This window comes from Klenkia sesuvii (assembly GCF_037083825.1).
GTDB classification, from domain to species: Bacteria; Actinomycetota; Actinomycetes; order Mycobacteriales; family Geodermatophilaceae; genus Klenkia; species Klenkia sesuvii.
The window spans coordinates 93,423-118,085 of the sequence record NZ_JBAPLU010000007.1 but is presented as its reverse complement, the minus strand read 5'-3'; the positions used below and the strand labels follow the sequence as shown (position 1 = coordinate 118,085).

At 74.1% G+C, this 24,663-nt stretch carries 20 protein-coding genes and 1 tRNA gene; 11 read left to right on the top strand and 10 right to left on the bottom strand.

Going from position 1 to position 24,663, the window contains the following annotated elements:
- Positions 1-164: 164 nt before the first annotated feature.
- Positions 165-1,403, bottom strand: coding sequence for a Nif3-like dinuclear metal center hexameric protein (locus TEK04_RS09030; RefSeq protein WP_336404001.1), 1,239 nt, complete (start codon positions 1,401-1,403; stop codon positions 165-167).
- 192 nt (positions 1,404-1,595) lie between these two features.
- On the bottom strand, positions 1,596-5,339 hold the full coding sequence (locus TEK04_RS09025; protein ID WP_336404000.1) for an ABC transporter ATP-binding protein: 3,744 nt from the start codon (positions 5,337-5,339) through the stop codon (positions 1,596-1,598).
- Between the two features lie 52 nt (positions 5,340-5,391).
- On the opposite strand from TEK04_RS09025, the gene TEK04_RS09020 reads away from it, so the two are divergent.
- Positions 5,392-7,329: an FUSC family protein gene (locus tag TEK04_RS09020; protein WP_336403999.1), complete on the top strand. Its 1,938-nt coding sequence runs from the start codon at positions 5,392-5,394 to the stop codon at positions 7,327-7,329.
- A gap of 77 nt (positions 7,330-7,406) precedes the next feature.
- Positions 7,407-8,192, top strand: coding sequence for a hypothetical protein (locus TEK04_RS09015; RefSeq protein WP_336403998.1), 786 nt, complete (start codon positions 7,407-7,409; stop codon positions 8,190-8,192).
- A gap of 19 nt (positions 8,193-8,211) precedes the next feature.
- Here the strand turns inward: TEK04_RS09015 and TEK04_RS09010 are convergent.
- From TEK04_RS09010 to TEK04_RS09000, 3 genes are all read right to left on the bottom strand, one after another.
- Positions 8,212-8,286 (bottom strand) — tRNA-Val (locus tag TEK04_RS09010).
- Positions 8,287-8,320: 34 nt separating this feature from the next.
- Entirely contained in the window at positions 8,321-8,782 is a 462-nt protein-coding gene (locus TEK04_RS09005; RefSeq protein WP_336403997.1) for a peroxiredoxin, read from the bottom strand.
- Between the two features lie 14 nt (positions 8,783-8,796).
- Entirely contained in the window at positions 8,797-9,222 is a 426-nt protein-coding gene (locus TEK04_RS09000; RefSeq protein WP_336403996.1) for a DUF3052 domain-containing protein, read from the bottom strand.
- 216 nt (positions 9,223-9,438) lie between these two features.
- Between TEK04_RS09000 and aceE the strand changes: the two genes are divergently transcribed.
- Positions 9,439-12,243: a pyruvate dehydrogenase (acetyl-transferring), homodimeric type gene (aceE, locus tag TEK04_RS08995; protein ID WP_336403995.1), complete on the top strand. Its 2,805-nt coding sequence runs from the start codon at positions 9,439-9,441 to the stop codon at positions 12,241-12,243.
- Positions 12,244-12,425: 182 nt separating this feature from the next.
- A complete protein-coding gene (locus TEK04_RS08990) occupies positions 12,426-13,502 on the top strand; it encodes a hypothetical protein (protein ID WP_336403994.1) in 1,077 nt (358 codons plus the stop codon).
- 50 nt (positions 13,503-13,552) lie between these two features.
- Here the strand turns inward: TEK04_RS08990 and TEK04_RS08985 are convergent, their stop codons facing one another.
- The 3 genes from TEK04_RS08985 to TEK04_RS08975 all read right to left on the bottom strand — a co-directional run bounded on the left by TEK04_RS08985 (position 13,553) and on the right by TEK04_RS08975 (position 16,042).
- Positions 13,553-14,743, bottom strand: coding sequence for a M20 metallopeptidase family protein (locus TEK04_RS08985; protein WP_336403993.1), 1,191 nt, complete (start codon positions 14,741-14,743; stop codon positions 13,553-13,555).
- 85 nt (positions 14,744-14,828) lie between these two features.
- Positions 14,829-15,401 (bottom strand): pirin family protein, encoded by a 573-nt coding sequence (locus TEK04_RS08980; RefSeq protein ID WP_336403992.1) that lies wholly within the window; start codon positions 15,399-15,401, stop codon positions 14,829-14,831.
- Positions 15,386-16,042, bottom strand: coding sequence for a phosphatase PAP2 family protein (locus tag TEK04_RS08975; RefSeq protein ID WP_336403991.1), 657 nt, complete (start codon positions 16,040-16,042; stop codon positions 15,386-15,388). Before TEK04_RS08975 ends, TEK04_RS08980 begins: the two co-directional genes overlap by 16 nt.
- 33 nt (positions 16,043-16,075) lie before the next feature.
- Here TEK04_RS08975 and TEK04_RS08970 point away from each other — a divergent pair, with 33 nt between their 5' ends.
- The 6 genes from TEK04_RS08970 to TEK04_RS08945 all read left to right on the top strand — a co-directional run bounded on the left by TEK04_RS08970 (position 16,076) and on the right by TEK04_RS08945 (position 22,639).
- The gene (locus TEK04_RS08970; protein WP_336403990.1) at positions 16,076-17,245 is read left to right on the top strand and encodes a PucR family transcriptional regulator; all 1,170 of its coding nucleotides are present in this window, start codon (positions 16,076-16,078) and stop codon (positions 17,243-17,245) included.
- A 116-nt stretch (positions 17,246-17,361) separates the two neighbouring features.
- Positions 17,362-18,561 (top strand): acyltransferase domain-containing protein, encoded by a 1,200-nt coding sequence (locus TEK04_RS08965; protein WP_336403989.1) that lies wholly within the window; start codon positions 17,362-17,364, stop codon positions 18,559-18,561.
- Between the two features lie 3 nt (positions 18,562-18,564).
- Entirely contained in the window at positions 18,565-19,545 is a 981-nt protein-coding gene (locus tag TEK04_RS08960) for a beta-ketoacyl-ACP synthase III (protein WP_336403988.1), read from the top strand.
- A 77-nt stretch (positions 19,546-19,622) separates the two neighbouring features.
- Complete coding sequence (locus tag TEK04_RS08955; protein ID WP_091063849.1) at positions 19,623-19,865, top strand: acyl carrier protein; 243 nt, start codon at positions 19,623-19,625, stop codon at positions 19,863-19,865.
- Positions 19,866-19,965: 100 nt separating this feature from the next.
- The gene (locus TEK04_RS08950) at positions 19,966-21,207 is read left to right on the top strand and encodes a beta-ketoacyl-[acyl-carrier-protein] synthase family protein (RefSeq protein WP_336403987.1); all 1,242 of its coding nucleotides are present in this window, start codon (positions 19,966-19,968) and stop codon (positions 21,205-21,207) included.
- 19 nt (positions 21,208-21,226) lie between these two features.
- Positions 21,227-22,639 carry an acyl-CoA carboxylase subunit beta gene (locus TEK04_RS08945; RefSeq protein ID WP_336403986.1) on the top strand — a complete coding sequence of 471 codons (1,413 nt, stop codon included), beginning with the start codon at positions 21,227-21,229 and terminating at the stop codon, positions 22,637-22,639.
- 267 nt (positions 22,640-22,906) lie between these two features.
- Here TEK04_RS08945 and TEK04_RS08940 read toward each other — a convergent pair whose 3' ends face one another.
- Complete coding sequence (locus TEK04_RS08940; RefSeq protein WP_336403985.1) at positions 22,907-23,374, bottom strand: DUF3145 domain-containing protein; 468 nt, start codon at positions 23,372-23,374, stop codon at positions 22,907-22,909.
- Positions 23,375-23,825: 451 nt separating this feature from the next.
- Here TEK04_RS08940 and TEK04_RS08935 point away from each other — a divergent pair, with 451 nt between their 5' ends.
- Positions 23,826-24,098 carry a hypothetical protein gene (locus TEK04_RS08935; RefSeq protein ID WP_336403984.1) on the top strand — a complete coding sequence of 91 codons (273 nt, stop codon included), beginning with the start codon at positions 23,826-23,828 and terminating at the stop codon, positions 24,096-24,098.
- 60 nt (positions 24,099-24,158) lie between these two features.
- Here TEK04_RS08935 and TEK04_RS08930 read toward each other — a convergent pair whose 3' ends face one another.
- Positions 24,159-24,662: an OsmC family protein gene (locus tag TEK04_RS08930; RefSeq protein WP_336403983.1), complete on the bottom strand. Its 504-nt coding sequence runs from the start codon at positions 24,660-24,662 to the stop codon at positions 24,159-24,161.
- Between the last annotated feature and the right edge of the window lies 1 nt (position 24,663).

Here is a 24,663-nt window from a genome sequence, read left to right as displayed (position 1 = left end):
CGGTGTGGGCGGCACCCGTCCCGGTGGCGTCCCGCCCACCGAGCGTGGAGGTCGCTCGGCGCGAAGTGTGCCACGCCTCACGCAGCCGGGTGCGCAGCGTGGTCGACCGTGCTGCGACGTCGGGGCGACGCTCGGCCCAGGCCGTCCGCCGGCTCGGCGCGGACCTACCCGCGGGCCAGGCCCTCCCCGACCGCCGAGTCGCGGTCGGTCTGGGCCACGTGCAGGGACCACGGGTCGGTGCGCCGCCGCGAGACGGTGACCTCGACGCGCCCGCCCAGGTCGCGGTGCAGCACGTCGGCGGCCACCGACAGCCACGGCCACTCGCTGGCGTAGTGGGCCACGTCGCAGATGGCCGGCCCGTCCACCTCCATGGCGTCGACGGCCGGGTGGTGCTTGACGTCGCTGGTCAGCAGGACGTCGGCGCCGGCCGCCGCGGCCTTGTCGTACATGGAGCTGCCGCTGCCGCCGCAGACGGCGACCGTGCGGACGAGCCGGTCGGGATCACCGGCGACCCGCACACCGGCAGCGGTGGCCGGCAGCACGGCGGCGGCCCGCTCGGCGAACTCCCGCAGCGTGAGGGGGTGGGCCAGCTCGCCGAGGCGACCGAGCCCGGCCCGGCTGGGCGTCTGCGAGTTCTCGAACACCGCGTAGCCGGGGTCCTCGTAGGGGTGCCACTCGTGCAGCGCCCGCAGCACCTCGGCCTGCGCCGAGCGCGGCACGACCATCTCCAGCCGGGTCTCGGGCACCTGCTCGAGCCGGCCGCGGGCACCGATCGCCGGGTTGGTCTCGTCCCCGGGGATGAAGGTGCCCGTGCCCACCGTCTGCCACGCGCAGCGGGTGTAGTCGCCGATGACGCCGGCGCCGGCCGCGCTCAGCGCGTCGACCAGCCGGTCGGTGTCCTCGACCGGGGTGAACACGACGAGGGTGTTGGTGTGCGGCGCACCGACGGACTCCAGCGGCACGGTGTTGCCCACGCCCAGGACGGCGGCCAGTGCGTCGTTGACGCCGTGGTCGGCGGCGCGGTCGGCGTTGGTGTGCGCGGTGAACAGGCCGGTGCCCGCGCGCACCAGCCGGTGCACGAGGCGACCCTTCGGGTCGGAGGCGGGGATGCCGTGCACCGGCGTCAGCAGCAGCGAGTGGTGGGTGACGACCAGGTCGACCCCGCGCTCGACCGCCTCGTCGACCACGGCCTCGGTCGGGTCGACGGCGAACAGCACCGACCGCACGGTCTCCGCGGGGTCGCCGCAGACCAGCCCGACGGCGTCCCACTCCTCGGCCAGCGCCGGGTCGTAGCGGGCCTCCAGGGCGGCCACGACCTCCGACAGGGGTGCGCCGGGGCGCGGGAGGGCCCGGACGTTCCCCTGGGGGTCGCCGTACTCGCCCTCGTTCACCGGTAGTGCCACAGTCCGGCACTGTAGGTCGGGTCGAGCCGGTCCGCCCGCCGGGCCGTCACCCACCCCCGCGCCGCCGCGGGCCGCGAGGTGGGTGTCCAGGGCACGGGTCGTCGTCATCACCCGGTGTTCGCGCGCCGGCGGTCTCCCGGACGGGCCCCGGCGGTCCTCGGCACCGTGGCCGACCTCACCTGTCCGCACCGGTCAGTCCACCAACGCATCGGCGGCGTAGGCGGCCCACAGCACGGCGTAGGGACCCTCCATGCGCACCAGCTCCTCGTGCGGACCGGACTGCACGACGCGTCCGTGGTCGAGCACGACGACCCGGTCGGCCCGGGCGGCCGTGGTCAGCCGGTGCGCGACCACCACCGTGGTGCGCCGGCCGGCCACCGCGTCGGCGGCCCGGTTGACCGCCGCCTCCGACGCCAGGTCCAGCGAGGCGGTCGCCTCGTCGAGCAGGAGGACGTCGGGGTCGACCAGTTCCGCCCGGGCCAGGGCCAGCAGCTGGCGCTGGCCGGCGGACAACGCCCGCCCGCGTTCGCCGACGCGCGTGCGGTACCCCTCGGGCAGTGCCGCGACCACGTCGTGCGCCCCCACGGCCCGGGCGGCGGTCTCCACCTCCAGGTCGGTGGCACCCGGCCGGCCGTAGGCGATGGCGTCGCGCACGGTGCCGTCGAACAGGTGGGCCTCCTGGGGCACCACGCCCAGCCGCGCCCGGTAGGCCGCGAGGTCCAGGTCGCGCAGGTCGCGCCCGTCGACCCGCACCGCGCCACCGGTCGGGTCGTAGAAGCGGGCGACCAGCTTGACCACCGTGGACTTGCCGGCCCCGGTCTCGCCCACCAGAGCCACCGTCTCGCCGGGCGCGATGCGCAGCGTCACCCCACGGAGCGCGGGGGCCGGGGCACCGCGGTAGGCGAACGTGACGTCGTCGAGCACCACCTCGCCGCGCAACCGCCCGACCGGCTCGGGGTGCGACGCCGGTGGGGTGGAGGTCGGCGTCTGCAGCAGGTCCCGCAGCCGGCGCAGGCCGACGGCGGCCTGCTGGTAGCTGTCGAACACCTGGGACAACGACTGCACCGGCGCGAAGAACGTGCCCACGTAGAGCAGGAACGCCACGAGCACCCCGGCGGTGATGGTGCCGGCCGTGAGCCGGGCGGCCCCGACCACCAGCACGGCGGCCACCGCCAGCTCGGAGAGGAACTCCACGAACGGGAAGTACGTCGCGATGTAGCGCTGGGCCCGCAGCCGCACGTCCCGGTAGGTCCCCGCGCGCTCCCGGAACACCGCCAGCGAGTGCTCCGTGCGCACCGCCGCCTGGGTCACCCGCACGCCGGCGACGTCCTCCTGCAGGCGCGCGTTGACGGCGCTGACCCGCTCGCGGGCCTCCGTGTAGGCCGGTACCGACCGCCGCCGGAACCACCAGGTGGCCACGGCCAGCACGGGCAGGAACGCGACGAGCACCAACGCCAGTTCCGCGTCGAGCAGCACCAGGGCGACCAGCACCCCGACGAGGGTCAGCAGGCTCACCACGGCCGTGGTGAGACCGGTCTGCAGGAACGCCGACAACGCATCGACGTCGGTGGTCATCCGGGTCATGATCCGGCCGCCGAGCTCGCGCTCGTAGTAGTCGAGCCCCAGGCGCTGGAGCTGCGCGAAGGTCTTGACCCGCAGCGTGTAGAGCAGGCGCTCGCCGGTGCTGCCGGTGAGCCGGGTGGAGCCGATCGTGACCAGCCAGTCGGCCACCACCACCGCCAGCGCGAGCCCGCTGATGGCCAGCAGCGCGCCCACCGAGCCGGCCGAGACCCCGCGGTCGATGCCGGCCCGCACCAGCGCCGGCACGGCGATCTGCGCAGCGGCATCGGCCGCGGTCAGCAGCAATGCCAGCGCCAGCACCCAGCGGAACGGGCGCAGCAGCCCGGCGAGGGTGAAGCCGGGGTCGGCCGACCGGGCCCGCTCGGCCGGTACCCGGGGCTCGTCGACGGTCGGCGGGAGCGCGGCCACCAGCCGGCGCAGGGCGGGGGTGGACGCGGCGTTGACCATGGCCGACCCCGGCCCGCCGATCGAGCTCGCTGCGCCCCGCAGCGTGCGGTCGCCCCCCGCTGCGTGGTCGACCTCGGGCCAGGCACCGGGGTCCACCGCGCCCGGCGGCCCCGGGTGGACCGTCGGCGGCAGGACCTCGCCGGCCCGTGCCCCGCCGGGCGGCACCGCGTCGTCGAGACCGGACACCAGCAGCCGGAACAGCGCGCTGCGTCCGGCGAGCTCGTCGGCGGTGCCGACGTCGACCACCCGTCCCGCGTCCAGCACCGCCACCCGGTCGGCCAGGGCCAGGGTGGAGGCCCGGTGGGCGACCACGAGGGTGGTGCGGTCGGGTCGCCCGCCGGTGCGCAACCCCTCCTGGATGCGGGCCTCGACGGTGGCGTCGACCGCCGAGGTGGCGTCGTCGAGCACCAGCACCCGGGGGTCGGTGAGCAGGGCCCGGGCGAGGGCCACCCGTTGCCGTTGACCACCCGACAGCGTGAGCCCCTGCTCCCCCACGACCGTGTCGTACCCGTCGGGCAGCTCGGCGATGAACCCCTCGGCCTGGGCCGTGCGGGCGGCGGCGCGGACCTCGTCGTCGGTGGCCCCGGGACGGGCGAACGCGATGTTGGCGCGCACGCTGTCGGAGAACAGGAAGCTGTCCTCCGGGACGAGCCCCAGGGCGGCGCGCAGCTGGTCGGTGTCCAGCTCGCGCACGTCGACCCCGCCGACCCGGACCGCACCGGCGGCCACGTCGTAGAAGCGGGGCAGCAGGCCGACGACGGCCGACTTGCCCGACCCCGCCGGCCCGACCAGGGCCAGCGTCTCGCCGGGCCGGATGCGCAGCGTGACGCCCGACAGCGCGGGCGGGCCGTCACCGAAGGCGAAGACCACGTCGTCGAGCTCGACCTCGAGCGGCCCCTCCGGCAGCGGCCGCGACCCCGACCGCAGCCCGGGCTCGGTGTCGACGACCTCGAGCACCCGCTCGACGCCGGCCCGCGCCTGCTGGCCGATGACCAGCAGCGCGGCGAGCATGCGCACCGGCCCGACCAGCGAGGCCAGGTAGGTGGCGAACGCCAGGAAGGTGCCCAGGGTGATGTCGCCCCGCAGGGCCAGCCACCCACCCAGGGCCAGCACCCCCACCTGCCCGAGGGCCGGCACGGCCTGCAGCAGGGGGTTGTAGCGGGCGGTGAAGGCCACCACCCGCATGCGGGCGCCGAAGAGCCGGCGGGCTCCGGCGTCGAGCCGGTCGAGCTCGCGCTCCTCCTGGCCGAAGCCCTTCACCACGCGGACGCCGGTGACGGCTGCCTCCACGTCGCCGACCACCGCCCCCGCCTGCTGCTGGGCGGCCCAGTTGGCCGGGAACAGGTCGCGTCGCGAGCGCAGGGCCAACCACCACAGCGCCGGCCCGACGGCCAGGGCCACCAGGGTCAGCAGGGGGGACAGCCACGCCATCACCGCGAGGGAGACCACGAACAGCAGGGCGTTGCCGGCCAGGTTGGGCAGGAACGCCAGCAGGCCCTGCACCAGCGTGATGTCGGAGATCGACCGGCTGACCACCTGCCCGGTCTGCAGCCGGTCCTGCCCCCGACCGTCTAGCCGGGACAACGCCTCGGCGACGTCGTTGCGCAGGTCGTACTGGACGTCAAGGCTCAGCCGCCCGGCCAGGTAGCGGCGGGTGAAGCCGGCCCCGAACCGCACGAGACCGGCCAGGGCGAGCAGCCAGACGTAGGGCGCCACCGACCGGGTCCCCCCGGCGACCACGTCGTCGACGACTGCCTTGACCACCAGCGGCACGCCGGCGGCGATCACCGAGCCCACCAGGGCCGCGCCGAAGGCCCCGACCAGGTCACCCCGGTGCCGGAGGCAGTAGCCGACCAGGCGGCGGAACCAGCCACCGCGACCGGGGAGGGGGGAGGCGGGCTTCGGCACGCCGCCCAGTCTGCGCCCGGCCACCGACACCCCGGGTGCGAAGCTGCTGTGCGTGGTGGACAGGACGCTGCGCGCCCCGGCCTGGCTCGAGGAGCTGGTGCGCACGGGTCGCCCGCCGGTGCCCTGGCGCGATGTCGTCCGCTTCGCCCTCTCCCTCGCCGGCCCCCTCGCGCTGGTCGGGCTGCTCGGGCGCCTGGACGACCCGGCCGCGCTCGGCGCCGGGGTGTTCGGCACGACCGGGGCGCTGGCGGTCACCCTGGCCCCCCAGGGCGGTCCGCTGCGCACCGGGGCGCGGCGGATGGTGGCCGCCGGCGGGCTGGGGACCGTGGGCCTGCTGGCCGGGCAGGCAGCCACGGGTGCGGGCTGGCGCCCGGTGCTGGTGGTCGCGCTGGTCTCCGCGGCCGCCGCGCTGATGAGCTCGGTCGACTCCGCACTGTCCCTCGGCGCGCTGCAGCTGCTCATCTACACGTCGCTGTCCTCGGGCCTGCAGACCACGCTGTCGCTGCCCACCGAGATCGGCTTCTTCGTGGCCGGTGGCCTCTGGGCCGCCGCACTGGTGCTGGTCCAGGCCCGCACCGAGCACGCCGACCCCGACCGGGGGGCGGTCGCCGCCGCCCTCGACGCGGTGGCCGACCTGCTCACCGCGGCCGGCACCCCCCGGGCCGACGATGCCCGCCGCGCGCTCACCGGTGCGCTCAACACCGGGTACGACCGGGTCATCCACAGCCGGAGCACCTCGTCGGGGCGCAGCCGCGAGCTGGCCGAGCTCGCCGGGCTGCTGAACGCCGCGGCGCCCCTGGTCGAGGCCGCGGTGGCCACGGCCCGCACCGGGGTGGCGGCCGACCCGGTCGACGTGGCCGCCGTCCGGGCGCTGGGGACCGCGGTGACCGCCCGCCGCCCGCTCGAGGACCCGCGCCCCCCGGCGCTGGAGGACGGCCCGCCGACCCGGCGGGCGGTGCGGCACGCCGTCCGGCTGGTGTGGGACGTGGTCGGCGACCCCGAGGAGCGCGCCTCGGCCGCGGTGGTGCGCGCCCCGCTGCCCTGGCGGCTGCGGCTGCGCGACCTGCTGGACCGGACGACGGGCAACGCCGACTCCCGCGCCTTCGTCGTCCGGTTGACGCTGTGCATGGTGGCCGCCGAGCTGGCCCGCCAGCAGCTGCCGATCGAGCGCCCCTACTGGGTTCTGCTGACCGTGGCGGTGGTGCTCAAGCCCGACTTCGGGTCGGTGTTCACCCGGGCGGTCCAGCGCGGCGCGGGCACCCTGCTCGGCGTCCTGCTGGGGTCGGCGCTGCTGACCGTCCTCCCCCGCGGCGGGTGGGTGGTGGTCGCGCTGGCCCTGGTCGCCGCCGCGCTGCCCTGGGCCCGCAACGCCAACTTCGGGCTGTTCTCGGTGTTCCAGACCCCGCTGGTGATCATGCTGCTCGACCTCGCCGCGCCCAGCCCGTCGGAGCTGGTGGGCCCGCGCCTGGTCGACACCCTCATCGGGTGCGTCATAGTGCTGGTGCTCGGCTACCTGCTGTGGCCCGGCACCTGGCGCGCCCCGCTGGACGACGCGCTGCGCGGGACCGCCGTCGCCCTCGACCGGTTCGTCGACGCGGCGTTCACCGGGACCGCCGAGGAGGCGCGGCGCGCTCGGCGGATGACCTTCCGTGCGCTGACCGAGCTGCAGACCCAGCTGCAGCGCCGGCTGGCCGAGCCACCCCCGATCAGCACCCGTGCGGCGGCCTGGTACCCGGTGATCATCCAGCTCGAGCGGACCGCGGACACCGTCACCGGCGCGGTCGTGGCGATGCGCGCCGGGGAGGCGGCCCCGCCACCGGGACAGGTGCACGTCGTGCGCCGGGCGATCCGCGAGCTGGGCGACGACCTGCGGCTGCACCGCTTCCCCGACGACACCGAGATCCACGCCGAGGGGGTGCTGGCCCCGGTGGCCCGGGAGGTCGACGCCGCCCGCCGCCTGGTGCGCGCCCAGGCTCCCGGGAAGCACTGAGGCGGATGTCGCAACAACAGGCGGATGCCTGACGACTCATATCATCTACTAGGACAGAGCTCACATGGGGAGATCCGATGGACATGCACAACGAAAAAAGCCCTGGGCATTACCTTCATGGCCTCATATCGGACGCCCGTTCACGATCAAATTTGTCAATCTCCGACGCATGGGAGAAGACCCTCGGCGCGGGGTTCGACACCTATGACGGAGTTGCTCGACACCAGGAAGTTGTGAACCTGGTTCAGGAGGTGTGCAAGGGCGTCGAAGCCCTCCCACGCGGATCCGCTGCACGCGATCGAGGCATGCGGTACGTCCCAGCGTGGTACCGGGCTGTCGTCTATCAGGGCAATTGGGACGCGCCTGTCGGGAATTTGATCAATAACACCGCCATGGATTTGCTCGGGGCGACGGCAGATCTACTCGAAGTCCGTGCCCCCGCGCCGGCCGGGAGCCTGGAGCTCCTGGTCGCCGAGCTGGATGGAATCTTCGAGCTGATCGACGCCACACCCGAACTGGCTGAGACGCAACGGGCAGAAATCATCACTCAGCTCAAGCACGTCCAGTGGCTGATCGAGAACGCCGACATGTTTGGCGTTGGCCCAATCCAACGCGAATCAGAACGAGCAGCAGGCAAGATCACGCGCACCGTCTTCACGCAGCCGATGCCAGGACAGCGCAGAAAGGCGTGGGTCAAGCGCTGGGGTGGGCTGCTGCTCGCGCTCACCCTTCTCCAGCAAGGATCCGAGCAATCCGCGGCTGTCCTTGAGAATACGCACCAGGCCCTGGGCACTGTGATTGAGATGGCCGAGGACGTCTCATCCATCTTCTCCGATGTGCCCGCCCTGCCGCCGGCGGATTGAACGGGAAAGTCATAGCAAGTGGTGGGCGCGGCAGGGTTCGAACCTGCGACCGCTCGCTTGTAAGGCGAGAGCTCTACCGCTGAGCTACGCGCCCGGGAACCGCCCCACCGTAGTCGGGCAGCCCGGGTTCAGGAGGCGAGCGCGGCGACGGCGTCCTTCCAGCCGGTCTGCGCCCGGGCGTCGCCGGGGCCGTTGACCTCGGCGAAGGCGATCTTCCCGTCGGCGTCGACCAGGAACGTGCCGCGGTTGGCCATGCCGGCGGTCTCGAAGAACGCCCCGTAGGCCTTCGCCACCTCGCCGTGCGGCCAGAAGTCACTGAGCAGCGGGAACCCGAAGCCCTGCTGCTCCTTCCACGCCTTCAGCGTCGGCGCGGGGTCGGTGGAGACCGCCACCACCTGCACCCCGGCATCGGTGTAGGTGGCCAGCTCGTCGCGCAGCTGGCACAGCTCACCGGTGCAGATGCCGGAGAAGGCGAACGGGTAGAAGACCACCAGCACCGGCGAACCGCGGTGCTCCGACAGCGTGAAGGGCTGCCGGTCGGAGTCGTTCAGCGTGAAGTCGGGCGCGGTGTCACCCACGGAGAGAGTCATGCCCGCATCCTCGTTCAGCGCTTGGAGCGGGCCGCCTTCGGGGTGACCAGGCGGATGCCGGCCCACTCCTTGGCCGCGGAGATGCTGCTGGTCTGCTGCAGGCCCGCCGTCGGCGCCGCCTCGGTGACCTCACCCGGCTCGACGTGGCCGGGCCGCCCGGACTTGGGCGTCAGCAGCCACACCACGCCGTCGTCGGCGAGGGCCGCGATGGAGTCGACGAGGGCGTCGATCAGGTCGCCGTCCTCCTCGCGCCACCAGAGCAGGACGACGTCGGCGACCTCGTCGGAGTCCTCGTCGACCATCTCACCGCCGGAGACCTCGACGACGGAGTCGCGCAGGTCCTCGTCGGCGTCCTCGTCCCAGCCGAGCTCCTGCACGACCATGCCCGGCTTGATCCCCAGTCGGGCCGCCATGCTGGCGCTGCCCGAGTCGACGCTCATCCCTGCTCGTCCTCCATCTGGTCGGTGTGGTGGTCACCCCGGACGCGCCGCAGACCGCGACTCGCCCGGCGTCGGTGCGCCAGTGTGTCCGACGCGCGTCCGATCCGGTAGCCGACCGGCCCGATCCGTGCCCGGAACGTGTCCCGGGCGGCGAACTCGGCGACCGCGAGGAGAGGCGGCGTGACGTGGGCCGGGGTAGCAGGAGACGATGTCCCCATGAGCGCCACGCAGCAGTCGGACGGAGACCCCGCCCGCGAGCCCGGCACCCCCCGCGCGGTCATCACCGACGGCCTGCCGAGCCAGTTGATCGACAACGACCCCGACGAGACCGGTGAGTGGCTGGAGTCCTTCGACGCCGTCGTCGACCACGCCGGCAAGGGCCGCGCCCGCTACCTGATGCTCCGCATGCTGGAGCGCAGCCGTGAGCAGCAGGTCGGCGTCCCCGGCCTGCGCAGCACCGACTACATCAACACCATCGCCCCCGAGCGCGAGCCGTGGTTCCCCGGCGACGAGCACGTGGAGCGGCGCATCCGCGCCTACATCCGCTGGAACGCCGCGATCATGGTGCACCGCGCGCAGCGGCCCGGGGTCGGCGTCGGCGGCCACATCTCCTCCTACGCCTCGTCGGCGTCGCTGTACGAGGTGGGCTTCAACCACTTCTTCCGCGGCAAGGACCACCCCGGCGGCGGCGACCAGATCTGGTTCCAGGGCCACGCCTCCCCCGGCATCTACGCCCGCGCGTTCCTCGAGGGCCGGCTGACCGAGCAGCAGATGGACGGCTTCCGGCAGGAGGTGTCCCACCCCGGCGGCGGGCTGTCCTCCTACCCGCACCCGCGGCTGATGCCCGAGTTCTGGGAGTTCCCGACCGTCTCGATGGGCCTGGGCCCGATCAACGCGATCTACCAGGCCCGGTTCAACCGCTACCTGCACCACCGCGGCATCAAGGACACCTCCGACCAGCACGTCTGGGCCTTCCTCGGCGACGGCGAGATGGACGAGCCCGAGTCGCTGGGCGCGATCGGCCTGGCCGCGCGCGAGGAGCTGGACAACCTCACCTTCGTCGTCAACTGCAACCTGCAGCGCCTCGACGGCCCGGTGCGCGGCAACGGCAAGGTGATCCAGGAGCTGGAGAGCTTCTTCCGCGGTGCCGGCTGGAACGTCATCAAGGTCGTCTGGGGCCGCGGCTGGGACAAGCTGCTGGCCGCCGACCGCGACGGTGCGCTGGTCAACCTGATGAACACCACGCCCGACGGTGACTACCAGACCTACAAGGCCGAGGACGGCGCCTTCGTCCGCGAGCACTTCTTCGGGCGCGACCCCCGCACCCGCAAGCTGGTCGAGGGCATGACCGACGACGAGGTCTGGGCGCTGCAGCGCGGTGGCCACGACTACCGCAAGGTCTACGCCGCCTACAAGGCCGCGATGGAGCACAAGGGCCAGCCCACGGTCATCCTCGCCAAGACCATCAAGGGCTGGACGCTGGGCAGCCACTTCGAGGGCCGCAACTCCACGCACCAGATGAAGAAGCTGACCGCCGAGGACCTCGCCACGTTCCGCGACCGGCTCTACCTCGACATCCCCGACGCGGCGCTGGAGGACAAGTACCTCCCGCCGTACTACAAGCCCGACCCCGACTCCGACGAGATGCAGTACATGCTCGAGCGCCGCAAGGCCCTCGGCGGGGCGGTACCCCGGCGGCACGTGGCGGCCAAGCCGCTCAAGGCCCCCGAGGACAAGGCCTTCGAGGTGCTGCGCCGCGGCTCGGGCAAGCAGGAGGTCGCCACCACCATGGCGTTCGTCCGGCTGCTCAAGGAGTTCCTCAAGGACAAGGAGCTCGGCCCGCGCTTCGTGCCGGTGATCCCCGACGAGGCCCGCACCTTCGGCATGGACTCGCTGTTCCCGACGTCGAAGATCTACTCCCCGCACGGCCAGACCTACACCGCGGTCGACCGCGAGCTGATGCTGGCGTACAAGGAGTCGACCAGCGGCACGATCCTGCACGAGGGCATCAACGAGGCCGGTTCCACGGCGTCGTTCACCGCCGTCGGGTCGTCGTACTCGACGCACGGCGAGGCGATGATCCCGATCTACATCTTCTACTCGATGTTCGGGTTCCAGCGCACCGGTGACGGCTTCTGGGCCGCCGCGGACCAGATGACCCGCGGTTTCGCCCTCGGCGCCACCGCCGGCCGGACGACGCTCAACGGCGAGGGGCTGCAGCACGAGGACGGCCACTCGCTCCTGCTGGCCGCGACCAACCCGGCGGTGGTCTCCTACGACCCGGCGTTCAGCTACGAGCTGGGGCACATCGTCAAGGACGCCCTGGCCCGCATGTACGGCGAGGACCCGGGCGCCCCGCTGGGCGGTGAGCGCAGTGCCGACGTCTTCTACTACCTGACGGTCTACAACGAGGCCTACCAGCAGCCAGCCGAGCCCGAGGACCTCGACGTCGCCGGTCTGCTGGCCGGCATCTACCGGCTCAACCAGGGTCCGTGGATCGACGACGCGAAGAAGGCGCAGATCCTGGCGTCGGGCGTGGCCGTGCCGTGGGCCCTGCGCGCCCAGGAGCTGCTGGCCTCGGACTGGGGCGTCTCGGCCGACATCTGGTCGGTGACCTCCTGGACCGAGCTGCGCCGCGAGGCGGTCGCGGCCGACGAGTGGAACCTCGACCACCCGGCCGAGGAGCCGCGGGTGCCCTACGTGACCCGCACCCTGGCCGACGCCGAGGGGCCGCTGGTCGCGGTGTCGGACTGGATGCGGGCGGTGCCCGACCTGCTGGCGCCCTACGTGCCGGGGCTGGTCTCGCTCGGCACCGACGGGTTCGGCCTCTCCGACACCCGCCCGGCGCTGCGCCGCCACTTCCGGGTGGACGCCGAGTCGATCGTGGTGCGCGTGCTGGGTGAGCTGGCCAAGAAGGGCCAGGTCGACCGCTCGGTGGTCGCGCAGGCGGTGGAGAAGTACCAGATCACCGACCCCGGCAAGGCCCCGGTCGACCTGGAGCAGGACACGCCCGCCACCTGACCCACCCGCCCCGGTCGCGGCACTGATCAGCTGGGTTCAGCAGAAGCCGTCCTGGCTCACCGACGCCGGTGAGCCAGGACGGCTTCGGCGTTCCCCCGTACCGGGCATCCACAGACGCGGGGTGCATCCACAGATCCTCGGAGCGCATTCCGCCCGTCGCACCGGTCGGCGATGGTCGTGCCGTGGACCCCCAACTGACCTTCGTCATGGCCCGCAACGGCGGCGTGTTCACCACCGCGCACGCCCGAGCCGCGGGCTACGACCGCCATGCCGTCGCCGCCCAGCTCAGGACCGGGGCGTGGCACGCCGTTCGCTACGGCGTGCACACCAGCGGCGAGCTGTGGGCCGCGCACCAGGACGCCGGCCGTCAGCACCACCTGGAAGCGGCGGCCGTCGTGCTCAGGCTCGAGCGGCACGACACCGTGCTCAGCCATGCCACTGCAGCCCGCCTGCACGGCTTGTTGCTCCCGGCCGACGTCGGAACCGACGTCGAGCTCACCGACCCGGTGCAGCACCGCACCGGCAAGGGTTACCGGGTGCGGCGGGCATCGCTGCCGCCCGAGGACATCACCGTGGTCGGCGGGCTCGCGGTCACCACCCTCGCGCGCACGCTGGCCGACGTCGCCCGGGAGTGGGACGTGGTCGACACCGTGGTGGCGGTCGACGACGTCCTGGCCGACGGTCGGCTGAGCCGGGCCGACCTCGTCGCCACCGCTCTGCGGCACCGGCACTGGCCAGGTGCTGGCCGCATGGCACGGGCCTTCGGGCTCGCCCGGGTCGGTGCCCACTCACCGCACGAGACCAGGACCCGGTTGGCCTTCGTGTCCGCCGGTGTGCCCGAACCCGTCCTGCAGGCCGCCGTCCTCGTCGGTCGCCGCTTGGTCGGCGTCCTGGACATGCTGTGGGAGGAGCCAGCCGTGTTCGGCGAGTGCGACGGGCGCACGAAGGTCGACGACCCGTGGTTCGGGCGCACCGCCGCCGAGGCGGTGTGGGCGGAGAAGTGCCGGCATGACGAACTGGTCGATCTGGACCTGGTCGGTGTGCGGATGAAGCCCGCAGACCTGCACGCGCCCCTGGCCGACAAGATCGCCCGGTTGCGCCGGCTGCTGGACCGCCCGGCTCCCGACCGTCCCGCTTACCGGATCGAGCAGCGCAACCGGGGTCTGCGCCGCGTGCCCCGGGTGGCCGCGCAGGGTCTGGGGCTCACGACTGTCCGTCCTGGTTCAGCGGCGTCGCTGAACCAGGACGGACACAGGTGAACCCAGCTGATCCACGCCACGGGCGGGCGGCCTGGGCCCGCCCCCGGTAGCTACCCCGCCAGGGCCAGGAGGGCCATGCGGGCGTACAGCGCGGTGCCCGCCGGGAAGGCGTCCTCGTCGAACACCACCAGGTTCGAGTGGTTGCTGGGCGCCTCCTCCGGCACCAGGTGCGGCGGGCAGGCGCCCAGGAACGCCATCGCGCCGGGCACCCGCTCCAGCACGTAGGAGAAGTCCTCGGCGCCCATGAGCGGGTCGGCCATCGGCACCGATGCGTCGGCTCCCAGCAGCGAGGCGGCGGCCGACGAGACCTGCGCGGCGACCACCGGGTCGTTGACGGTGACGGGGTAGCCCTCCACCCGCTCGAACTCCGCGACCAGCTCGTGGGCGTCGGCGACCCGCTCGGCCACGCGCTGCACCCGGGCCACGACGTCGGCACGCCGCTGCGCGGACAGGGTGCGGATGGTCCCCTCCAGGAACGCGGTGGCCGGGATGATGTTGTTCGTCGTCCCGGCGCTGAGGTGGCCGACCGTGACCACGGCGGGGTCGAAGACGTCGACCCGGCGGGTGACCATCGCCTGCAGGGCCAGCACGATCTCCGCGGCGACCGGGACCGGGTCGGCGGTCACGTGCGGGGTCGAGGCGTGGCCGCCGGCGCCGCGGAGGGTGACCCGGAAGTGGTCGGCGGCGGCCATCAGCGGCCCGGGCCGCACGTTGATCGTCCCGGTGGGGAACGAGGCGCTGGTGTGCAGGGCGAACGCCCCGCTCACCGGCGCCCCGGGAACGGCGTCGAGCAGGCCCTCCTCCAGCATCGACCGCGCCCCGTGGAAGCCCTCCTCCCCCGGCTGCAGCATGAGCACGACCTGCCCGGCGAGCTGCTCGCGCCGCTCGGCCAGCAGCCGGGCCGCCCCGAGCAGCATCGCGACGTGGGTGTCGTGCCCGCAGGCGTGCATCGCACCCGGGATCTCGGAGGCGAAGGGCAGGCCGGTGTCCTCCTGCAGCGGGAGGGCGTCCATGTCCCCGCGCAGCAGGTAGGTCGGCCCCGGCCGCGCGCCGCGCAGCACACCCACCACCGAGGACGTCGACCGACCCGTGGTCACCTCGACGGGCAGGTCGGCGAGCGCCTCGAGCACCGTCGCCTGGGTCTCGGGCAGGTGCAGGCCCACCTCGGGACGGCGATGCAGCCGGCGGCGCAGGTCCACCACCCGGTCGGCGTCGGCACGGGCAGCAGCGAGCAGGTCCATGGGCGCAGTGTTCAGCAGGGCTCACGACCGGCGCCAGCAGAGGCCCGCCGTCCGCACCGAGCAGTCGAGCAACCGAGCAGCCGAGCTACTCCACCGCCCACAGCGGTCGGGTGCGGTCCAGCTGCCAGACGCACACCGTCGCCGGTCCGGTGACCCGCCCCTCCCCGACCGCGGGCACGGGTCCGGCCCACACCCGCCCGCCGCTGGACACCACCCGCAGCCCCGGGGGCACGGCGACGGTCTCGTCGGTCGGCACCCGGGCCAGCCACAACCGGGCGTCGGTGCGGCCCAGGTCGACCCAGCCGCGCCGGGCACCCGCGGTCCAGCGCACCACGCGGTGGCCCGGTTGCTGGGCCGGGGTCGCCGTCCGCAGGTAGGTCTGCAGCACGTGCGCGCCGTCGGCGCCGGCCACCTCGTCGTGCACCATCCCCGTGCCGGCGCGCAGCACGCCCACGTCACCGGCCCGCAGCGTCGGCCGGCTCCCCCACCCGTGGACCAGCGAGCCCGAGAGGACGACGGCGACGACGTCGACGTCGGCGTGGTGGTGGGACCCGTAGCCGGCGCCCGGGAGCAGCCGGTCCTCGGCGATGCGCAGCAGCGGGCCGGCCGACCCGTCGTCGGGCTCGACCAGGTGCCGCGACATCAGGCCCTCGTCCACCGCACCCCCTGCCCGACCGCCGCCAGCACCAGCGTCCACCCCACCCCGAACGCCCACCCCGCCACGACGTCGGACAGGTAGTGCACCCCCAACCACAGCCGCGTGCAACCGACGAGGACGACCAGCGCGATCCCCGCGGCTGCCCACCACCGCCGGCCCGCCGTCGCCAGCGCGGGCCATGCGAGCACCAGCGCGGTGGTGACGAGGCAGGCCACGCCCGAGGCGTGCCCGCTGGGGAACGACAGGGAGTCGTAGGCCGCGCCGCCGCCGGTGAAGCCCGGCCGCACCCGGCCCACCAGCTCCTTGAGGCCCGAGGTGAGCAGGCCCACGCCGACCACCGCGACGGTCACCCAGACCGCGTCGACGCGCCGGCCACCCCGCACCAGCCAGACCACCACCGGGGCGAACACCACCACCCGGGCCAGCGTGTAGCCCGGCGCGGTCAGCACCTCGAGCAGCACCGACACCGCCGCCGAGCGGTCGTCGCCGGCGTACAGCGCGCGGGCGACCGCCTCGTCCAGGCGCAGCTGCGGCGTCCAGCCGGCGACCACGCCCGCACCCAGGACGGCGACGACCAGTGCGCACACCCCGGCGGCGGCGAGACGGCCCCCCACGGGGTGGGTCCGCTGCGCCGTCCTCACCTGGCACAGCCTGCCCCATGACACCCTGCAGCGGTGAGCGCAGCGCGACCGTCGGAGGCGACCCTGCGCCGGCTGGAGCGGGCGTCGGGGGCGCTGGCCACCCAGGCGGTCGCCCGCATGGACGACACCCTCCCCTGGTTCCGCTCGATGCCGGCCGACCAGCGGTCGTGGGTGATGCTGGTGGCGCAGGCCGGCATCGCCTCGCTCGTCGAGTGGTGCCGGCACCCCGGTCGGCCGCCCCGGCTCGGCGGCGAGGTGTTCGGGGCGGCCCCGCGCGAGCTGGTGCGCGCCGTCCCGCTCAAGCAGACCGTCGACCTGGTGAAGGTGACCGTCGAGGTCATGGAGGACCGGGTCACCCATGTCGCCGAGCCCGGCGACGCCGAGGCCCTGCGCGTGGCCGTGCTGCAGTACAGCCGCGAGGTGGCCTTCGCCACCGCGCACGTCTACGCCAGCTACGCCGAGAACCGGGGCGCCTGGGACGCCCGCCTCGAGGCCCTCGTCGTCGACGCCCTGGTGCGCGGTGAGCGCTCCGACGAGCTGCCCGGCCGGGCCGCGGCGCTGGGCTGGGCGACGACCGCGCCGGTGCTCGTGCTGGTCGGCCACACCGCCCCCGACGTCGACGACCTGCACACCGCGGTGCGCCGGGCGGCGCGCTCGATGCGCGCCGAGGTGCTGGTCGGGGTGCACGCCGACCAGCTCGTGGTGGTGCTCGGCGGGGTGGCCGACCTGGGACCGGTCGCCGAGCGGGTCAGCCGCGAGTTCGGCCCCGGCCCGGTGGTCAGCGGCCCCGCCGTCGACTCCCTCGCCCTGGCCGCCGACTCGGCCGCCGGTGCGCTCGCCGGCCTGCGCGCCGCGGTCGCCTGGCCCGGCGCCCCCCGCCCGGTGCCGGCCGACGAGCTGCTGGCCGAACGCGCGCTGGACGGCGACCCGCTGGCCCGTGCCGCCCTGGCCGAACGGGTCGCCGGCCCCCTGCACGCCACCGGCGGTGGGGTGCTGGACACCGTGCACGCGGTGCTGGCCAGCGGCGGCAACCTGGAGGCCAGTGCCCGGGCGTTGTTCGTGCACCCCAACACCGTCCGGTACCGGTTGAAGCGCGCCACCGAGCTGACCGGGCTGTCGGCCACCGACCCCCGCGGGGCGTGGACGCTGCGGGTGGCCCTGGCGTTGTCCGCCCTCGACGGTGGGCGGTCGCTCTGGGCGTGAGCTGTGGTCCAGCGCACCACCTGCCCCACGTTTGTAGGAACCCTCCACAAGACCACCGGTGTTCTTCGTGGGCCGCCGACCGCCCGCCGGCCGGCCATCACTGGCACGGTTGTCCCGTGCTCGCCGTCCTCGCCCCCGGCCAGGGGGCCCAGAAGCCCGGGATGCTCACCGACTGGCTGGCCCTCCCCGGCGCCGAGTCCTTCTTCCGCTGGGCCGGCGCGGTCGCCGACGCCGACCTGCTGACCCTGGGCACCACCGGCGACGCCGAGGCGATCAAGGACACCGCGGTCACCCAGCCGCTGGTCGTGGCCATGTCCCTGTTCGTCGCCCGCGAGCTGGGCGGGCTGCCCGGGCCGGTGGCGCACACCCCGCAGACCGGTCGCGACGTCGTCATCGCCGGGCACAGCGTCGGTGAGCTGACCGCCGCGGCGCTGGCCGGTGTGCTGTCGGTCGAGGCGGCCATCGCGCTGACCGCCGTCCGGGGGCGGGCCATGGCCCGGGCCTGCGCCCAGACCCCCACCGGCATGTCCGCCGTCCTCGGTGGCGACCCCGCCGAGGTGCTGGCCGCCATCGAGTCCCACGGCCTGACCCCGGCCAACGTCAACGGCGCCGGCCAGGTCGTGGCCGCCGGTTCCCTCGACGGCCTCGCCGCGCTGAAGGCCGCCCCGCCGGCGAAGGCCCGGGTCATGCCGCTGTCGGTGGCCGGCGCCTTCCACACCGACTTCATGGCCTCGGCCCGCACCGAGCTCGAGGGCCTGGTCGGCGGCATCCGTCCCGCGCAGCCCTCCCGCCTGCTGCTGTCCAACAAGGACGGCTCGGCCGTGGAGACCGGCGCCGCGGTGCTCGACCGGCTGGTCAGCCAGGTCACCAACCCGGTGCGCTTCGACGCCTGCCTGGACACCCTGCGCGAGCTCGGCGTCACCGCGGTCATCGAGCTGCCCCCGGCCGGCGCGTTGGCGGGTCTGGCCAAGCGCGACTGGAAGGGCCGGCACGACGTCGAGGTCCTGGCCATCACCGGCCCGACCGACCTCGACCGCGCCGCCGAGCTCATCGCCGCCGAACGCGGCCGGGCCGAGGCCGAGCACGCCCCCGACTGGCGGGTCGTCGTCTCCCCCGCGCGCGGCACCATCTCCCCCGCCGCGGTGGCCGAGGGCACCTCGCTGCCGGCCGGCGCCACGCTGGCCACCGTCGCCGGCCGCCGCGAGACCGTCGAGGTCGCCGCCGGCTACGCCGGGCTGCTCGCCGAGTGGCTGGTCGCCGAGGGCGACCTCGTCGACGCCGGTGACCCGATCGCCCGTCTCTACCCGGAGGTCTGACGCATGAGCACCATCCAGCTCCCCACCGGCTCCCCCGGCGCGCGCATCCTCGGCATCGGCGAGTACCGGCCCCGCCGCCGGGTCACCAACGACGAGCTCGCGCAGACCATGGACACCAACGACGAGTGGATCCGCACCCGCGTCGGCATCGCCGAGCGCCGCTGGGCCGACACCGACGAGACCGTCGTCGAGATGTCCGTGGCCGCCGGCGGCAAGGCCCTGGCCGCCAGCGGGCTCTCGCCCGAGGACGTCGACCTGGTGGTCGTCGCCAGCTGCAGCCTGCCCACCCAGATCCCCGGCGCCGGGCCCGAGGTCGCCCACCGCCTCGGCATCCCCCGCCCCGGCGGCTTCGACGTCAACGCCGGCTGCGCCGGGTTCTGCTACGCCCTGTCGGCCGCCTCCGACGCCATCCGCGCCGGGTCGGCCCGCAACGCCCTGGTCGTCGGCGTCGAGAAGCTCACCGACGTCGTCGACATGACCGACCGCTCCACCGCGGTGATCTTCGCCGACGGTGCCGGCGCGATGGTCATCGGCGCCAGCGACGAGCCCGGCATCGGCCCCGTGGTCTGGGGTTCGGACGGCGACCAGCGCGACGCCATCGCCATCCCGGCCGAGGGCCAGCCCGACGCCGGCAACCTGACCATGGCCGGGCAGGCCGTGTACCGGTGGGCCACCACCAAGCTCACCGCCACGCTGCAGGAGGCCATCGACCGCGCCGGCGTCACCGCCGCCGACGTCGACGTCTTCGCCCCGCACCAGGCCAACCTCCGCATCATCGAGCTGATGGCCAAGAAGCTCGCGCTGCCGTCGTCCACCGTCATCGCCCGCGACGTCGCCCGGGCCGGCAACACCTCCTCGGCCTCGGTCCCGCTGGCCCTGTCGGCCCTGCTCGAGAGCGGCGAGGCCAAGAGCGGCGACCTCGCCCTGCTGCTCGGCTACGGCGCCGGGCTCACCTTCGCCGGACAGGTCGTCCGGCTCCCCTGAACCCCGGGCGGCCCCGCCGTCCGGCCCTGCACGACCTGCACGACCCCCCTGACCCGCACGACGAAGAGGAGGCCCACGTGGCCAGCACCGCCGAGATCCAGTCCGGCCTCGCCGAGATCCTGGAGGAGGTCGCCGGGGTCGCCCCCGCCGACGCCACCCCCGAGAAGTCCTTCACCGAGGACCTCGACGTCGACTCGCTCTCGATGGTCGAGATCGCCACGGCCGTCGAGGACAAGTTCGGCGTCGCCATCCCCGACGACGAGCTGGGCGGCATCAAGACCGTCGGCGACGCCATCTCCTTCATCGAGAAGAACCAGTAACAGAAGGACCTCGTCGCCCCCCGGGGAATGTGCTCCGCCCATTCCCCGGGGCCCTGCGACGAGGCCGTTCCAGCAAGTCACCAGTTCCAGGAGGAAAGACGTGAAGACCAACAGCACCGACGTCGTCGTCACCGGGCTCGGCGCGACCACCCCGCTGGGGTCCGACGTCGCCTCCACCTGGGACGCCCTGCTCGCCGGGACGTCCGGGGTCACCCGGATCACCGACGAGTGGATCGAGCCGTTCCCGGCCCAGCTGGTGGCCCGGCTGACCACCGACCCCGCCGAGCAGATCGACCGCGTGCGGGCCCGGCGGCTGGACCGCAGCCAACAGGTGGCCGTCGTGGCCGCCGAGGAGGCCTGGCGCGACTCCGGCGCCGGTGACGCCGGGTACGACTCGCTGCGCATCGCGGTGGTCGTCGGCACCGGCATCGGCGGCGCCATGACCCTCCTCGGCCAGGACGACGTCCTGGAGGCGAAGGGGCCCAAGCGGGTCTCCCCCTTCACCATCCCCATGCTCATGCCCAACGGCCCCGCCGCCGCGGTGGGCCTGGCGATCGGCGCCCGCGGCGGCGTGCACGCCCCGGTCAGCGCCTGCGCCTCCGGCGCCGAGGCCATCCGCTGGGGCCTGGACATGCTGCGCCTGGACCGCGCCGACGTCGTGCTCGTCGGCGGCGCCGAGGCCTGCGTGCACCCGCTGCCCATGGCCGGCTTCGCCTCGATGCGCGCCATGAGCACCCGCAACGACGACCCCGAGCACGCCTCCCGCCCCTTCGACGCCGGCCGCGACGGCTTCGTGCTCGCCGAGGGCGCCGCCTGCCTGGTGCTCGAGCGCGAGGACGCCGCCAAGGCCCGCGGCGCCAAGGTCTACGGCAAGCTCGCCGGCGCCGGCGGCACCTCCGACGGCTACGACCTGGTCGCCCCGCACCCCGAGGGCGAGGGCGCCCAGCGCGCCATCGGCGCCGCCCTGCGCGACGCCGGCATCACCCCCGGCGACATCGGCCACGTCAACGCGCACGCCACCTCCACCCCGGTCGGCGACATCGCCGAGGCCGCGGCGCTGCTCGACGCGGTCGGCGACCACGCCGCAGTGACCGCCACCAAGAGCCAGACCGGGCACCTGCTCGGTGCCGCCGGCGCGCTGGAGTCGGTGTTCTGCCTGCTCGCCCTGCGCGACCAGGTCGTCCCGGGCACGCAGAACATCGAGCAGCTCGACGACTCCCCCGCCGTGCAGAAGCTCGACATCGTGCGCGGGGCCCCGCGCAAGGCCACCTTCTCCGCCGCGCTGAACGACTCGTTCGGCTTCGGCGGGCACAACATGGCCCTGGTCTTCACCACAGCCTGATCCGCCGAGGAGACCCCGCATGACCACCGTCAGCCCCGCCGCCACCCTCGCCGAGCCCGACCCGCGCGACCCCGAGGACCGCCTCGCCCGGTTCTTCGACCCCGGCACCATGCAGCCCCTCGCCGCCCGGGACACCTCCGGCGCCATGGCGGCACGCGGCCAGGTCAACGGGTCGCCGGCCATCGCCTACTGCACCGACGCCACGATCATGGGCGGCGCCATGGGCGTCGACGGCTGCCGGCACATCGTCGACGCCATCGACGTCGCCCTGCGCGAGCACGTGCCGGTCATCGGCATCTGGCACTCCGGCGGCGCCCGACTGGCCGAGGGCGTCACCGCCCTGCACGCGGTGGGCGAGGTGTTCGCCGGGATGATCCGTGCATCGGGCCGCGTCCCGCAGATCTCCGTCGTCCTCGGCCCGGCCGCCGGCGGTGCGGCCTACGGGCCGGCCCTGACCGACCTGGTGGTCATGGGCCCGCTGGGTCGGGTGTTCGTCACCGGTCCCGACGTCGTCCGGTCGGTCACCGGCGAGCAGGTCGACATGGAGGCCCTCGGCGGCCCCGACACCCACGGCCGCCGCTCGGGCGTCGTCCACGTGGTGACCGCGACCGAGCAGGACGCCCTGGACACCGCGCGCACCGCGGTCGACCTGCTGGCCGCCCAGGGCAGCTTCGCCAGCACCGACGGCGAGGCCGAGACCGACCTCGCCGCCCTGCTGCCCGAGGCCAAGCAGCGCGCCTACGACGTCAAGCCGATGATCACCGGCCTGCTCGACGGTCCGCCGCTGGAGCTGCAGAGCCGCTACGCCCCCAACGTGATCACCGCCCTGGGCCGCCTCGCCGGGCGGACCGTGGGGGTCGTCGCGAACAACCCGCTGCGCCTGGGTGGGTGCCTGGACTCGCCGTCGGCGGAGAAGGCCGCGCGCTTCGTGCGGATGTGCGACGCGTTCGGCGTCCCGCTGGTGGTGCTGGTCGACGTCCCGGGCTACCTGCCCGGCGTCGGCCAGGAGTGGGACGGCGTGGTGCGCCGCGGCGCCAAGCTGCTGCACGCCTTCGCCGAGGCCGTCGTGCCCCGGGTGACGCTGGTGACCCGCAAGAGCTACGGCGGTGCCTACATCGCCATGAACGCCCGCTCCCTCGGCGCCACGGCGGTGTACGCCTGGCCCGGCGCCGAGGTCGCCGTCATGGGCGCCAAGGCCGCCGTCGGCATCCTGCACCGCAAGAAGCTGGCCGCGGCGCAGCCGGGCGAGCGCGAGGCCCTGCACGCCCAGCTCGCCGAGGAGCACGAGAAGATCGCCGGTGGCGTCGGCCGGGCCCGCGAGATCGGCGTGGTCGACGACGTCGTGGAGCCCAGCCAGACCAGGAAGCGCCTGGTGGCGGCGTTGGCGGCGGCCCCGGCCGGACGCGGCGCCCACGGCAACATCCCCCTCTGAACCCCGCTACCCCACCTCCACCCCGTCGCAGGCAAGGGAACCCGTCCTGCACGAATCCACCCCAATCGGTCGGGAAGGGATCCCTTGCCTGGACGGGGCGGGGCGGTGCCGGGCGGGGCGGCGCCGGGCGGGCGGGCGGCGACGGCGGGCAGCACAGCGGCCCGGCACCCATCCGTGGGTGCCGGGCCGCGATGCGTTCGGCCTGCGGTGGCGTCGGTCCGGGGTCAGGGGGCCGGCGTGGTCGCAGACGCGCTGCAGCTCAGGTCGTCAGACGACCTGGTGCAGCCAGCTGATGGGAGCGCCGTCGCCGGCGTGGCGGTAGACCTCGAGGTCGTCGTCCCAGGCGGCGCCGAGCAGCTCGTCCAGCCCGTGCCGGAAGGCCTCGCCCGAGCCCGCGGTGGCCGCCAGGTGGCGCAGCTGCTGCTCGGTGACCATGAGGTCGCCGTTGGCCGACATGGGGGCGCGGAAGACCCCCTGGCCGGGCACGTACGCCATGCGTTCGCCGTCGTTGCCCTGGCTGGGCTCCTCGGTGACCTCGAAGCGCAGCATCGGCCACGCCTTGAGTGCGGCGACGAGCTTCGCACCGGTCCCGGTGGCACCGGTCCAGGCGACCTCGGCACGGTAGGCCCCGTGCTGCGCGGGCTGTTCAGCCCAGGACAAGCTCACCGGCGCGCCGATGACCCGCTCGAGGGCCCAGTCGACGTGCTGGCAGAGCGCCTTCGGGCACGCGTGCACGAAGACAACACCCTGCGTAGACCGTCGTTGCACAGTGCACCTCCATCGGATCAAGACGGGTCTCGTCTTCCCCAACGGACCTGACTCGCGATGGCAGTGCGGTAGCTCGAACGGGTGGTGCGGGGTGCTCGGGACAGTCTGCCCGATTACCACGCCCCAGCGCTACTGCGGGTCCGAATCGCGGGTGCAGGTGTGCCAGAAGTGACGGATGGGGTTCGTGGGACGAGCAGCGTGTTCCCCACAGCCGCACCAGCCCGAGGCAGGTCTCGCCATGTCCTCATCGGCGGACCCGACCACCACAGGCAGATGTCGCTGGACGATCGCGGCCGCTTCGTCCAGTCGGTGGGGCGGGAGGGGACCCTGGGCCAGAACAGCTCACCGTGATTGTGTCGTTACCCAGCGTCCGGTCTGTCGGCTCGGTGACGCTGTGTCGAGCTGACATGGTCCGAGCGTGACTTCGACACAGCGCCGCGGTCGGCACTCCGTCCTCAGCGAGGAGACCTTCGTCTGCGGCCAGGCAGCCGTGCAGGTGCTGTGGAACGGCGTCAGCGGGACGCCGATCGTTGACTCCAGCGGTCCGTGGCACGCATGCGAACCCGGCGCCACCGAGGTCGTCTTCTCGCTGTGCGGGCGCGAGGTCGCCCGCGTCGAGGGCGCGGCCGTCTGGCCCGACGAGCGCCGCACGCCGGCGTGCGTGGTCTGCGCCGAGCTCGCGCTCGACTAGCCCCACCACGACGAACGCCCCGCCCTCGGCTCGAGGTGCGGGGCGTTCGTCGTCCGCGGGTCAGGCGCGCCGGACGGTGAAGGTCGGGGGCTCCTTGAGCGTCTGGGCCACCACGCAGTACCGCTCGGTCAGCTTGGCCAGCGTCGCCAGCTGCGCGTCGTCGGCGTCGGTGTCGAGCTCGGCGACCACCTCGATGCCGGTCATCCCCACCGGCACGTCGCGGGAGACCCCGAGCGTGCCGCGGGCGTCCATGTCGCCGCGGGCGGTGAGCCTCGCGCTGCGGATGTCGAGCGACATCGCGGTGGCCACGCTGCGCAGCGTCACCCCGGAGCAGCCGAGCAGCGCCTGCAGCAGCATGTCCCCGGAGCAGGCGTCGGAGCCGTCGCCGCCGGTGGTCTCGTGGAACCCGGCGCGCTGGGGGCCCGACCAGGTCTCGACCGTGGCGGTGATGCCCTCGTCGCGGAAGTCGCCCTCGGCGTGCAGCCGGGCCAGCGCCGCCGACGGGTCGTCCTTGTACTTCTGCTTGATGGGGGCCTGCATCTCGCGCAGGGCGGCAGCGTCCATG

What these genes read in the sequence shown, in the direction of transcription:
- TEK04_RS09015 (WP_336403998.1), top strand. Translation starts at nt 7,407, where the DNA reads ATGGACATGCACAACGAAAAAAGCCCTGGGCATTACCTTCATGGCCTC.
- TEK04_RS09005 (WP_336403997.1), bottom strand. Translation starts at nt 8,782, where the DNA reads ATGACTCTCTCCGTGGGTGACACCGCGCCCGACTTCACGCTGAACGAC.
- TEK04_RS09000 (WP_336403996.1), bottom strand. Translation starts at nt 9,222, where the DNA reads ATGAGCGTCGACTCGGGCAGCGCCAGCATGGCGGCCCGACTGGGGATC.
- aceE (WP_336403995.1), top strand. Translation starts at nt 9,439, where the DNA reads ATGAGCGCCACGCAGCAGTCGGACGGAGACCCCGCCCGCGAGCCCGGC.
- TEK04_RS08985 (WP_336403993.1), bottom strand. Translation starts at nt 14,743, where the DNA reads ATGGACCTGCTCGCTGCTGCCCGTGCCGACGCCGACCGGGTGGTGGAC.
- TEK04_RS08960 (WP_336403988.1), top strand. Translation starts at nt 18,565, where the DNA reads ATGAGCACCATCCAGCTCCCCACCGGCTCCCCCGGCGCGCGCATCCTC.
- TEK04_RS08945 (WP_336403986.1), top strand. Translation starts at nt 21,227, where the DNA reads ATGACCACCGTCAGCCCCGCCGCCACCCTCGCCGAGCCCGACCCGCGC.
- TEK04_RS08930 (WP_336403983.1), bottom strand. Translation starts at nt 24,662, where the DNA reads ATGGACGCTGCCGCCCTGCGCGAGATGCAGGCCCCCATCAAGCAGAAG.